This is a genomic window from Neisseria sp. 20925_1_37, from assembly GCF_041433255.1.
Classification (GTDB): domain Bacteria; phylum Pseudomonadota; class Gammaproteobacteria; order Burkholderiales; family Neisseriaceae; genus Neisseria; species Neisseria flavescens_D.
In genome coordinates this window covers 111,365-123,825 of record NZ_JAPWBC010000006.1, presented here as the reverse complement: position 1 = coordinate 123,825, position 12,461 = coordinate 111,365, and the positions used below count along the sequence as shown (strand labels likewise).

Sequence of the window (12,461 nt, the reverse complement as noted above, 5' to 3'; positions counted from 1 at the left end):
GCAACAGAGGCCGTCTGAAACTTTTCAGACGGCCATCAATTCCCTTTCCTATTACACATTCTCAGGCAAAGGCAAAAAAGGTTCAATCGCAGGAAAAAGCTCACGTTCCTCAAAACGCGCATGATCGCGCAAAGTTACCGCAAAATCCTTATTCCATGATTCATTCATATATTCAGGATGAGCCATCATCGCGCGTAATTTGGCATGATCGCCTTCAAAACGCTGCCGCAACGCAGGGTCAATTTTATCCCAATACGGCGCAAACATGGTTTCCTCTTCTAAAAAATGTGGCTCAAGCTCAATAAAATGAGGTTCCAGCTCCGCCTGATGGCTTTGATCGGGCGTACGCAGGAGACGGACGCACAACGACAACGAGCTATGATGCTCGCGAGAAAGTTCTATTAAGGCAGGATGGCGTTTCAAGGGCTTCATAAGTTCGTTATAATGGTAACAGTCTGTCAAACTGGATTAATTCAAATGTTTCAGATATTATGAAACCCAATCCCACATAAAGTCAAACAGCCCCTCACCAAGCACTACGCTTTTGACATATAATAAAAATATCTAAAGAGCCAGCCATGTATCTGACCCAACATACCGATTACGGATTGCGCGTATTGGTTTATACCGCCATCAACGACGACACCCTCGTCAATATCGGCACTATTGCCGAGACTTACAATATTTCCAAAAGCCATTTGATGAAAGTGGTTACCTCATTAGTCAAAGGCGGTTTTCTGGTCAGCGTGCGCGGCAAAGGCGGCGGTTTGCGCTTGGCAGACAATCCTGAAAACATCAATATCGGTGCAGTGGTACGCCATCTTGAGCCGATGCAGGTTGTCGAATGCATGGGCGACAACAACGAATGCCTCATCACCCCATCCTGCCGACTGACCGGCATCATTACTGGTGCCATCAAAGCCTTCTTCAATCATTTAGATCAATACTCACTGCAAGATCTGCTGGACAAGCCGACTTACGACATACTTTATACACCGCGCATCCCAATCAACGAAATACGCGGAACGGCCGACTAAATCTTCAGGCCGTCTGAAAACAATCCAGCCATACTGAAATGGTATTACTTAAATAATAAAAAATGCCGTCTGAAATGAAGATTTTCAGACGGCATTGGTTTACAAAACACTCTACAACTTAAATAGCCGACTTTCATTCGATAGGTTAATTTTTATACTGAATACGTCAAATATGAGACAATAGAAAACCATAAAATAAGAATAATCATAGCAACCGTAAAATTTATTCTTAATATTTTCAAATAAAATTTATTGGATATTTTTTGTATTCCAAATAGCACTCTGAAAAATTTAAATTGCATACTTCCAATAAATAGATATTCAAAAAAACCTATATCTACCCCTTCTGATTTTAATATTTTATATACCATTACTGAATTAATTATAATTGCAATAAAATACAAAAATACTAAACAAAACAGAAAATAAGGCAATAACTCCACCAAACTACTCCTTCTTTTTTAAAAAGAATTTTCCCTAAAAAATATATTGGACGACGTAACCAAATTGCTATACTCGACATTATATTCCAACCCTTCACAAACCAATAAATACAAAAATGCCCGAAGCCAAAAGCCTCGGGCATTTTTAATATTTGGTGGGTCCGGTGGGTTTCGAACCCACGACCAAGGGATTATGAGTCCCCTGCTCTAACCCCTGAGCTACAGACCCGTCAAGAGTAGATGCGGATTATAGCATAACTTGTTGCTTGTTCAAGATGCCGGGCAAATGTTTCAGACGGCCTGTCGGTTTTCTATTCGGGCATTATGCCGATACGCCCAATGCTTCCCAAACTTTCAAAGCATCTGCCGTTGCTTTGACATCGTGAACACGGATGATTTGCGCGCCTCGGGCTACTGTGGCCAAAGCGGCTGCCACGCTGCCGTGTACGCGTTTGGCGGCATCTTGTTCGCCTGTCAGCTCGCCAATCATGCTTTTGCGCGATATGCCGATCAGAAGGGGGAATCCGGTTGCTTCCATCAACTCAGGCAAATGTTGTATCAGGGTAATGTTGTGTTGCAGGTTTTTGCCGAAACCGAAACCGGGGTCGAGCGTGATGCGTTCAGGGTCAATGCCTGCTTGAACGCATTCTGCCGCGCGTGCTTTTAAATAACGCGCGATTTCTTCGACGACATCTTGATATTGCGGATTAAGCTGCATGGTTTTGGGCAAACCCTGCATGTGCATGAGACACACGCCTGTCGTCGGCTGTTGAGCCAATAATGCGACTGCGCCTTCATCACTCAATGCGGCAACATCGTTGATAATATCGACGCCGCCTTGCGCCAAGGCTTTTTCCATGATTGCCGTGTGGCGCGTGTCCAAGCTGACGGGAACATTCCACTTGGCCACTTCCGCCAAAACCGGCTGCACTCTGGCCCATTCTTCTTCGAGAGAAACACCATCCGAACCCGGGCGGGTAGATTCGCCGCCGATATCAAGAATATCCGCGCCGTCTTTCAGCAGCTGCTCGGCATGTGCCAATGCTGTTGAGACATTTTGCGAATAGGTGCCGCCATCGGATAATGAATCGGGGGTCAGATTGACGATGCCCATGATTTTCGGTTTGTCCAAGGCGATTTCAAATCGGCCTGCCTGCCAAATGCGTGTGTTCATAATGCGTCCATTGATGAAATAATAGGATAGAGGCCGTCTGAAATTTTTCAGACGGTCTTTAGGTTTTGACTTCAAACAGTCAATTACATTCCGCCGTAATTCGGCCCGCTTGCGCCTTCGGGACAAATCCAAGTGATGTTTTGCGTCGGGTCTTTGATGTCGCACGTTTTGCAGTGTACGCAGTTGGCGGCGTTGATTTGCAGGCGCGGGCTGCCGTTTTCTTCGACGATTTCATATACGCCGGCCGGACAATAGCGGGTTTCGGGCGAGGCGTATTCTTTGTAGTTTACGTCTATCATGACCTGCGGATTTTTCAGCACCAAATGGTCGGGCTGGTTTTCTTCGTGCGCAAGGTTGGCAAGGAAAACGCTGCTCAAACGGTCGAAGGTCAAAACGCCGTCGGGTTTCGGATAATCAATCGGCTTGCATTCGGCTGCTTTTTTGAGCTGCTCGTTGTCTTTGCCGTGATGTTTCAAGGTCCACGGGGCTTTGCCTCTGAAAATCATTTGGTCGATGCCGGTATAGATTGAGCCGAGATAAACGCCCCATTTGAATGACGGACGGACATTGCGCGCGGCGTAAAGCTCTTGATACAGCCAGCTTTGTTCAAAGCGTTGCTGATAATCGGCGGCCTCTTTGCCGCTGTCGAAGCTTTCCACTTTTTCAAGGTTTTCCAACAAAGGGAACACGGCTTCTGCGGCAAGCATGGCTGATTTCATGGCCGTATGGATACCTTTGATGCGCGGCATATTGAGGAAACCTGCCGCATCGCCGATTAAAACGCCGCCTTTGAACGAGAGCTTCGGCAAACTTTGCAAACCGCCTTCAATCAGCGAACGCGCGCCATAAGCGATACGGCGGCCGCCTTCAAAGGTTTTGCGGATTTCGGGATGGGTTTTGAAACGTTGGAACTCTTCAAACGGCGACAGATAAGGGTTTTGATAATCCAAGCCGACCACAAAACCGACAGCGACTTTGTTTTCGTCAAAGTGATAAATAAACGAGCCACCGTAGGTTTTGCTGTCGAGCGGCCAGCCTGCGCTGTGCATCACCAAACCTGGCTGATGTTTTTCAGACGGCACTTCCCAAATCTCTTTGATGCCCAAGCCGTAAGTTTGCGGCTGACTGTTTTGGTCGAGTTTGAAGCGTTCTATGACTTGTTTGGAAAGCGAACCGCGGCAGCCTTCGGCAAATATGGTTTGCTGCGCCCAAAGCTCCATGCCGGGCTGAAATGAATCGGTCGGTTCGCCGTCTTTGCCCACGCCCATATTGCCGGTCGCAATGCCTTTGACCGAACCGTCTTCGTGATACAGCACCTCGGCGGCGGCAAAGCCCGGATAGATTTCCACGCCCAAATTTTCCGCCTGCTCCGCCAACCAGCGCACGACTTCGCCCAAGCTGGCGATGTAATTTGCATGGTTGTCGAAATTCGGGGTAACCGGCAAGTTGAAGGCTTTTTTCTCGGTCAGGAACAAAACCCTGTCCTTCGTCACTGTACGCGTCAGCGGCGCGCCTTTTTCTTTCCAATCAGGAATCAGCTCATTCAAAGAAATCGGATCGATGATGGCACCGGCCAGCGAGTGCGCACCGGCCTCCGAACCCTTCTCCACCACGCAAACGCTGATTTCGCGCCCATTCTTTTCGGCAAGCTGCTTGAGTTTGATGGCGGCAGACAAACCCGACGGGCCTGCGCCGACAATCACGACATCGTATTGCATACTGTCGCGCTCGATGGTTTCTGTCATAGTGGTTCCTGTATTGTCATTATTCAATTTAATCCGCTAATTATACAGCCTGGACATATAGTTACCAAATACAACAAAAGGCCGTCTGAAACTTTACTCAAATTTCAGACGGCCTTTACTGTATTCAAAAGATTACTGCGCTTTGGTTTCCGTTACAAAACCGATTTTGCTGATACCGGCTTCGCGCGCCGCTTGCAGGGCTTGGTTGACGTAATCGTATTCAACCGCTTTATCCGCCGCAATCGCCACAATCACATCTTCGTTTTTCGCTTTGGCTTCTTTCAGCTTGGCGGTTACCGTTGCCAAATCCACTTTGGTATCGGAATCGCCGCCAACAACATAAGCACCACTGGCATCAATGCTCAAACGCAAAGGATCTTTAGGCTGCTGCTTATCCTCTTTCGCCGCTTTTTCCGAAGCAGTCGGCAACTCCAAAGGAATCGAGTGGGTCAGCACCGGCATGGTAATCATAAATACAATCAGCAACACCAGCATCACGTCCACCAAAGGTGTAACGTTGATATCCGACATCGGCGCATCATCGCCGGAATTCATTGATCCGAAAGCCATGGTTTAATCCTTTTGGTTCAGAAGGCGGACATGCAGGTCATGTGCAAATGCGTCCATATCTTGCGCGATGGTTTTTGTACCGCGATTGAGGAAGTTGTACGCCAATACGGCCGGAATCGCCACAAACAGACCGACAGCAGTCGATACCAAAGCCTCACCAATCGGACCGGCTACCGCAGCAATGCTCATTTGACCGCTTTCGCTGATGCCGATCAGGGCATGGTAAATACCCCAAACAGTACCCAACAAACCGATAAAAGGAGCAGTTGCGCCGATAGAGGCCAAAGCGGTCATACCGTAGTCGAACTGGCGCATGGTTTGGGACATGCTGTTGCGGATGTGAACAACCAAGTATTCGTTCAAAGGCAATTCGTCAATCAGCGATTTGCTTGTCGTTTGACGGTAGTTTTGGTATGCGCGCAGAGACTCATCGGCAACATTGCTCATCGGTGCTTCTACCGCTTTGGCTTTCTGTACAGCATCGGCCAGCGTAAACGCATTCAACATCAACTCTTTTACCTGAGCATTGCCTTTTTTCGCTTTACGGTATTTGATGCAGCGGATCACGATAACGCTCCATGTTACCACGCTCATCAACAACATCAGGACAAATACACCAATCAGTACCACATCACCTGATTTGAAAACTAAACTTAAATCCATAATTTTTCCAAGTTAAAAATAAAATTAAAATTTCTATCGGGTCATTTAAAAATTTCCCAACAGCATATATTTCTAATCAATCAGCTTAGGCCTAGATACTTATTCGAGCGTGAATTTGACAGGTACTTTAAATTCAGTCCAAACACTTGCATGACAGCTACCATCTTTAACGGCTTTACGCGCTGCATTATCCAGACGACTATAACCACTTGATTTATTCACACTAATTGAATCCACTTTACCGCCGGGACCAACCAAGACTTTCAAAACAACCAAGCCCTCTTCACCATTTTCAGTGGACAGTGAAGGATACGGAGGTCTCGGAATATGGCAGGTTCCTTTTGCAGGATTGCCTTTACTGCTGCCGGCACCTGTACCGCTGCCACCTCCGCTACCGCCGGTGCCGGAACCATGTTCGCCTTTCGCACCGCCGCTGCCGGATCCGCTGCCTTCACCACGGCCGCTGCCTGTACCTTTCGTACCGCCGCCGTTGCCTTTTCCTTCTCCGCCCAAGGCTTTGCCTTCTCCGTTGCCTTTACCGTTTTCAGCAGTGTTCGGCCCGGTTTTGCTGCCTGAGTATTCAGATGCTTTAGGAGATGGTTTAGGTTCTGCCTTCGGCTCTGGTTTTGGTTCAGGTTTTGGCTCGGGCTTCGGCTCAGGTTTGGGTTCCGGCTTAGGCTCGGGCTTAGGTTTCTCGATAGGTTTCGGTTTTTCCTTTTGCTGCACGATATCCGCTTTTTCTTTTTTCGTTACCACAGGTTTGATAACAGGTTTAGGCGGCTCGACAGGCTTAGGTTTAGGTTTCGGCTTGGGTTTCGGTTGTTCGGGGGTAGGCTCGGGGGCGGCAGGTGCGCCTTCGCCCTCAGGACTACCGTCGCCACCGCCGAAATCGCCTAAATCGACAAATTCAATATTCGCCATTTCGACAGGAGGCGGTTTGTGCGCGTGCCATAAAAGTGCAACCAAGCCGACGTGAATCAACGCAACGGAAGTCACGACGGCTGGAGTTAAAATTCGTTTTTTATCCATAATTCCGTTATGTTAATAGCAACAATTCCCGTTTGCAAGTCGTTTTACAGTCAAAATAAGCATTAATGCTTATAGAGAAAGTTTATAGACCTGCTGTTTTAAAGGCTGCATATCATAATATGATATTAGCTCTCATTACTAATATTATCAAACAAAAGGTCGTTTTAAAAGATAAGCGGTAAGACAAAACAGCCTATTCTTCCGGCGTTTATGCTATCCGCACATTAAACCAATATCGAAACCTCATCAGACCGATCAAAATTCAAATGGTTTCAAATCATCTATATTTTTTATCCATAAAACATCAGGCCGTCTGAAAACATTCTTTCAGACGGCCTGATTCAAACAAAATCATTTTTTCCGTTTCGCCCTTGGGTGCGCCTCATCATAAACGCGCGCCAAATGGTCAAAATCCAGCTTTGTATAAACTTGCGTAGCGGAAAGGTTGCTGTGCCCCAACAATTCCTGCACAGCACGGATATCGCCCGATGCCTGTAAAAGATGGGTTGCATAGCTGTGGCGCATCATGTGCGGCGAGATATGGCTGGCACTGCCCACGCGCACTGCCCACGCCTGCAGGCGTTTTTGGATTTGACGTTGCCCCAGCCTGCTGCCGTTCTTATTGGTGAACAAGGCCTGTTCACCCTCTTTGGCAATACGCACTGCCAAATAATCGCGCAATGCCGCAATGCTTTTAGCCACCAAAGGCACTTGCCGCTGCTTGCCGCCTTTACCATTCACACTGACCCAGCCTTCGTCCAAGAAGATACCGTCCAGATTCAAACCTTGTATCTCGCTCAGGCGCAAACCGCTGCCATACATTAATTCAAACATAGCCTTATCGCGCACGTCCAACTCATCATCAACAGGCGCATGGTCGAGAATATGGTTTAAAGGTTCTTGCGGCAGCGCTTTGGGCAGGCGTTCGGGCAGGCGCGGTGCTTTCATATTAAATGTCGGATCGCTTTCCATGACTTCTATCTGCACCAGCCAACTGCAATACTGCCGCCATACCGACAATTTCCGCGCCAAGCTACTTTCGCTTAAGCCCTTTTGCGACAGCTTTTTCAATACCGCCACAAAATCACGGCGCGTCGGCAGGCCGTTTTCAAGATTATCGGGCAACAGGAGCATCAACTCACTCAAATCGCGCCGATAAGCGGAAACGGTATGCTCCGACTTACCTTGTTGCAGCAAGGTTTTCAGATAGTGTTCAAGATGAAACGCAAAATTGTTTGATTCCGCCATTTCAGACGGCCTCCAATGCTACTTTCAAGGCCGAAGGCAGACGACAGACACGCTGCTTGCCATAATCGAAACACACCATACCTGTCTGCACTTTCGCCAGCACAAGGCCGTCTGAAATCCTGCGGATACGGTACAGCAAAGAAAAGCCCACTCCGGCCACACCCGCCACCCCCATTTCCACCGATAGCTCATCACCATGATGACCTTGCGCCAAATACTGCACCTCTGCATCCGCCATAATCAGGCCTGCCCCTCCGGCATCCATTTCGCTCCAACCCAGCGTCGCCAGCCAACGCATCCGCACTTCATGGCACAAACGCAACACCGCATCGTTCGCCAGATGACCGCCATAGTTCACATCACCCACCTGCACCGTCAAGGCCGTCTGAAACAAAGGCTTATCACACTCGGCCACCGAAATCCTATCCATTTTGCACACCCGTTTTCAATACTCTGCCATTATAAACCGAGACCCTGTTCGTTAATATATAAAAACAATGTAGCAGCTTGTAGTTTTTCATAGCAAAAAACATTATAATCTATCGGATAAATTTACCCTTCACTACTTCAGGAGCTCCTCATGGCACTCGTATCCATGCGCCAATTATTGGACCATGCTGCCGAAAACAGCTACGGTCTGCCCGCATTCAACGTTAACAACCTCGAACAGATGCGCGCCATCATGGAGGCGGCCGACCAAGTTAACGCCCCCGTTATCGTTCAAGCATCCGCAGGCGCACGCAAATATGCAGGTGCCCCATTCCTGCGCCATCTGATTTTGGCCGCAGTCGAAGAATTCCCGCACATCCCTGTCGTGATGCACCAAGACCACGGCGCATCTCCTGATGTGTGCCAACGCTCCATCCAACTGGGCTTCTCCTCTGTGATGATGGACGGCTCGCTGATGGAAGATGGCAAAACCCCTTCTTCTTACGAATACAACGTCAACGCCACCCGTACCGTGGTCAACTTCTCCCACGCTTGCGGCGTGTCTGTCGAAGGTGAAATCGGCGTATTGGGCAACCTCGAAACTGGCGAAGCCGGCGAAGAAGACGGCGTCGGCGCAGTGGGCAAACTTTCCCACGACCAAATGCTGACCAGCGTTGAAGATGCCGTACGTTTCGTTAAAGATACCGGCGTTGACGCATTGGCTATTGCCGTTGGTACCAGCCACGGCGCATACAAATTCACCCGTCCGCCCACAGGCGACGTATTGCGTATCGACCGCATCAAAGAAATCCACCAAGCCCTGCCCAACACCCACATCGTAATGCACGGCTCCAGCTCCGTTCCGCAAGAATGGCTGAAAGTCATCAACGAACACGGCGGCAAAATCGGTGAAACCTACGGCGTACCGGTTGAAGAAATCGTCGAAGGCATCAAACACGGCGTGCGCAAAGTCAACATCGACACCGACTTGCGCCTCGCCTCTACCGGCGCCATCCGCCGCTTCATGGCAGAAAACCCATCCGAATTCGACCCGCGCAAATACTTGAGCAAAACCGTCGAAGCCATGAAACAAATCTGTCTTGACCGCTACCTCGCATTCGGTTGCGAAGGCCAAGCCGACAAAATCAAACCGATTTCTTTGGAAAAAATGGCAACCAAATACGCCAAAGGCGAATTGAACCAAATCGTTAAATAATCCGTATCTCGGATTCACACTAAGGCCGTCTGAAAACTTGAAAATAAGGTTTCAGACGGCCTTAGCTTTTGGAAAATTTATAGTAAAATCTTCCACCGACTACACATCAAAACACATCGAAAGCAAACATGAAACTCGCCGTTATTTTGCCGGCCTATTGTGCCGAAGCTTATTTGCCCGAATGCTTGGATTCACTATTGAGTCAAACATTCCGCGACTTTTTCGTCATCGCCATCAACGATGCTTCAACAGACAAAACCGGCGAAATCCTCGAGGCTTACGCAGCTAAAGATTCACGTTTGCAGGTTTTCCACCTTCCGGAAAACAGGGGCGAGCCGTTTGCCTGCCAATTTGCCATGGATATGCTCAAAGACGTAGAGGTCGAATATGTGGCACGAATGGACGCGGACGATATTTGCGCCTTGGATCGTTTTGAAAAACAGATTCAGTTTTTAGACAGCCATCCCGAAATCGATATTGTCGGCAGCCAAGCCACCATCTTTTTCGACGACCAAACCGGAAGAGAACCCGTTTTAAGCGACCTCCCCCTGCTCGACAAAGACATTAAAGCCTTTCTCTCCTTTGCCGCCCAAAACATGTTCAACCCCACCACTATGTGGCGGCACGACAGCATTAAAAACCTCGGGATAAACTACACCGCGACAGAAACCGCGCCCGATTTCCATATGTGGGTGCAATGCGCCCTACATGGCAAAACCTTTGCCAACCTGCCCGAACCTTTGTTGTTTTACAGGATACATCAAACTCAAGAAAGCAAAAAAAGAGACAAAATCAGCAGATCCGTCCAATACACCATGGAGTTGTGGATCAGTCATCTCTTCCCTGATTTGAACGCGACGGAAGTAACGCTCTTAAGCCGCATCTTGTACGAAAAGCAACTGCGCTTGACCACTGAAGAGCTGAAAACCATTTTTGCCGCCTATGACAGAATCAGCAAAGACCGCAGCATTTCATTGTTTGGCGAAGACCGCAATACAATGTTCGGCATGATAGACAATTTCTTCAATTTCTTAAAAAGCCGGTTGAAATTCACTTAAATTATAAAAGGCCGTCTGAAACCTCGGTTTCAGACGGCCTTTATCTATTTCAAAATCAATCCAAATCAGAACAAGCCGTGAATCACGCCGTCTGCGTCCACATCGATTTTCTCAGCAGCCGGAACTTTCGGCAGACCCGGCATTTTCATCATATTGCCGCACAACGCAACGATGAAGCCTGCGCCTGCAGAAACAGTGATACCGCGCACGGTAATGCGGAAGCCTTCGGGGCAGCCCAACAGTTTGGCGTTGTCGCTCAAAGAGTATTGGGTTTTCGCCATGCAGATCGGCATTTTGTCCAAGCCCAGTTTTTCCAGTGAAGCGATTTCGGCAGACGCTTCCGCGCTGAAATCAACATCTTCCGCGCCGTACACTTTTTGGGCAATCGCACGGATTTTGTCTTTAATGCTCAGCCCAACATCGTAGGAAAAATTGAAGTTGTTCGGTTGGTTTTCGATGGCGTTAACGACTTTGTACGCCAAGTCTGCACCACCCGCGCCGCCTTTGCCCCATACTTCGGTCAGGGAAACTTCAACGCCGTGTTCCGCGCAGGCTTTTTCAATCATAGCCAACTCGGCATCGGAGTCGGACACAAAGCGGTTGATGGCAACCACCACAGGCAGGCCGAATACGTTTTTCAGGTTGGAAATGTGTTTCAAGAGATTAGGCAGGCCTTTTGCCAAGGCTTCGAGGTTTTCTTCGCCAAGATTGGCACGTTCCACGCCGCCGTTATATTTCAAAGCGCGGACGGTGGCGACGACAACAGCCGCATCAGGTTTCAAGTCCGCCAGACGGCATTTGATGTCGCAGAATTTTTCCGCACCCAAATCCGCGCCGAAGCCTGCTTCGGTTACGGCATAATCGGCAAGGTGTTTCGCCAAACGGGTAGCGGTAACGGAATTACAACCGTGGGCGATGTTGGCGAACGGGCCGCCGTGTACAAAGGCCGGAGTGCCTTCGATGGTTTGTACCAAGTTAGGCTTAATCGCATCTTTGAGCAATGCCGCCATCGCGCCATTCGCTTTCAAATCTTTGGCGTAAACAGGACTACCGTCTTTGGCATAGGCGACAAGGATGTTGCCCAAACGCTCTTTCAAATCGCTGATGTCTTTGGCAAGGCAGAATACCGCCATCACTTCGGAGGCAACGGTAATATCAAAACCGTCAGGACGCATCACGCCGTCAACAGGTTTGCCCATGCCGTCGATGATGTTGCGCAACTGGCGGTCGTTCATATCGACCACGCGACGCCACAGCACACGTTTCGGATCGATGTTCAACTCGTTGCCTTGGTAGATATGGTTATCGAGCATGGCGGCGAGCAGGTTATTCGCCGCACTGATGGCGTGGAAGTCGCCGGTAAAGTGCAGGTTGATGTCTTCCATCGGCAAAACTTGGGCATAGCCGCCGCCTGCCGCACCGCCTTTAACACCAAACACCGGACCCAAAGAAGGCTCGCGCAGGGCAATAACCGAGTCTTTGCCGATATGGCGCAATGCGTCCGCCAAACCGATGGTTACAGTGGTTTTACCCTCACCCGCAGGAGTCGGATTAATGGCGGTCACCAAAATCAGACGGCCTTGCTTTTGCGGCAGCTTGAATGCCTCGGCAGGATTGATTTTGGCTTTGTAGTGACCATAGGGCTCGATGTTGTCAACGTTCAAACCCAGCTTGGCGGCAATTTCACCAATCGGGCGCATGGTGGAAGACTGGGCAATTTCAGCATCGGTTTTGAAGCTCATGATTTTCCTTTATTGAGAGAGGGAAAGGCCGTCTGAAACAATATAATAGAGACGGCTGGAAGAAAAAGAATATTAGTTCTATTATAGCGTTTTCCAAAGACAAACCG

The 12,461-nt window shown here is 48.9% G+C and carries 12 protein-coding genes and 1 tRNA gene; 3 read left to right on the top strand and 10 right to left on the bottom strand.

Features of this window, described 5'->3' with window-relative positions:
• Positions 1-51: 51 nt before the first annotated feature.
• Complete coding sequence (locus tag O3661_RS06645) at positions 52-432, bottom strand: hemerythrin domain-containing protein (protein ID WP_371492735.1); 381 nt, start codon at positions 430-432, stop codon at positions 52-54.
• Positions 433-578: 146 nt separating this feature from the next.
• On the opposite strand from O3661_RS06645, the gene O3661_RS06640 reads away from it, so the two are divergent.
• A complete protein-coding gene (locus O3661_RS06640; RefSeq protein ID WP_004518811.1) occupies positions 579-1,037 on the top strand; it encodes an Rrf2 family transcriptional regulator in 459 nt (152 codons plus the stop codon).
• Between the two features lie 596 nt (positions 1,038-1,633).
• On the opposite strand, the gene O3661_RS06635 is transcribed toward O3661_RS06640, so the two are convergent.
• The 8 genes from O3661_RS06635 to O3661_RS06600 form a co-directional block, all read right to left on the bottom strand.
• Positions 1,634-1,709: transfer RNA gene (locus tag O3661_RS06635), tRNA-Ile, on the bottom strand.
• Positions 1,710-1,802: 93 nt separating this feature from the next.
• A complete protein-coding gene (gene folP, locus O3661_RS06630; RefSeq protein ID WP_371492733.1) occupies positions 1,803-2,654 on the bottom strand; it encodes a dihydropteroate synthase in 852 nt (283 codons plus the stop codon).
• 83 nt (positions 2,655-2,737) lie between these two features.
• Positions 2,738-4,399: an electron transfer flavoprotein-ubiquinone oxidoreductase gene (locus O3661_RS06625; protein WP_371492732.1), complete on the bottom strand. Its 1,662-nt coding sequence runs from the start codon at positions 4,397-4,399 to the stop codon at positions 2,738-2,740.
• Between the two features lie 132 nt (positions 4,400-4,531).
• Positions 4,532-4,969 carry a biopolymer transporter ExbD gene (locus O3661_RS06620; RefSeq protein WP_003686804.1) on the bottom strand — a complete coding sequence of 146 codons (438 nt, stop codon included), beginning with the start codon at positions 4,967-4,969 and terminating at the stop codon, positions 4,532-4,534.
• Between the two features lie 3 nt (positions 4,970-4,972).
• A complete protein-coding gene (locus tag O3661_RS06615) occupies positions 4,973-5,632 on the bottom strand; it encodes a MotA/TolQ/ExbB proton channel family protein (RefSeq protein ID WP_049332314.1) in 660 nt (219 codons plus the stop codon).
• Between the two features lie 99 nt (positions 5,633-5,731).
• Complete coding sequence (locus O3661_RS06610) at positions 5,732-6,661, bottom strand: energy transducer TonB (RefSeq protein ID WP_371492731.1); 930 nt, start codon at positions 6,659-6,661, stop codon at positions 5,732-5,734.
• 351 nt (positions 6,662-7,012) lie between these two features.
• Complete coding sequence (locus O3661_RS06605) at positions 7,013-7,909, bottom strand: tyrosine-type recombinase/integrase (protein WP_371492730.1); 897 nt, start codon at positions 7,907-7,909, stop codon at positions 7,013-7,015.
• A gap of 1 nt (position 7,910) precedes the next feature.
• Complete coding sequence (locus O3661_RS06600; RefSeq protein WP_371492728.1) at positions 7,911-8,339, bottom strand: acyl-CoA thioesterase; 429 nt, start codon at positions 8,337-8,339, stop codon at positions 7,911-7,913.
• Positions 8,340-8,489: 150 nt separating this feature from the next.
• On the opposite strand from O3661_RS06600, the gene fba reads away from it, so the two are divergent.
• Positions 8,490-9,554 (top strand): class II fructose-bisphosphate aldolase, encoded by a 1,065-nt coding sequence (gene fba / locus O3661_RS06595; RefSeq protein ID WP_003686828.1) that lies wholly within the window; start codon positions 8,490-8,492, stop codon positions 9,552-9,554.
• Between the two features lie 128 nt (positions 9,555-9,682).
• Entirely contained in the window at positions 9,683-10,612 is a 930-nt protein-coding gene (locus O3661_RS06590; protein ID WP_371492726.1) for a glycosyltransferase family 2 protein, read from the top strand.
• Between the two features lie 65 nt (positions 10,613-10,677).
• Here the strand turns inward: O3661_RS06590 and O3661_RS06585 are convergent, their stop codons facing one another.
• On the bottom strand, positions 10,678-12,354 hold the full coding sequence (locus O3661_RS06585) for a formate--tetrahydrofolate ligase (RefSeq protein WP_371492724.1): 1,677 nt from the start codon (positions 12,352-12,354) through the stop codon (positions 10,678-10,680).
• Positions 12,355-12,461 lie beyond the last annotated feature (107 nt).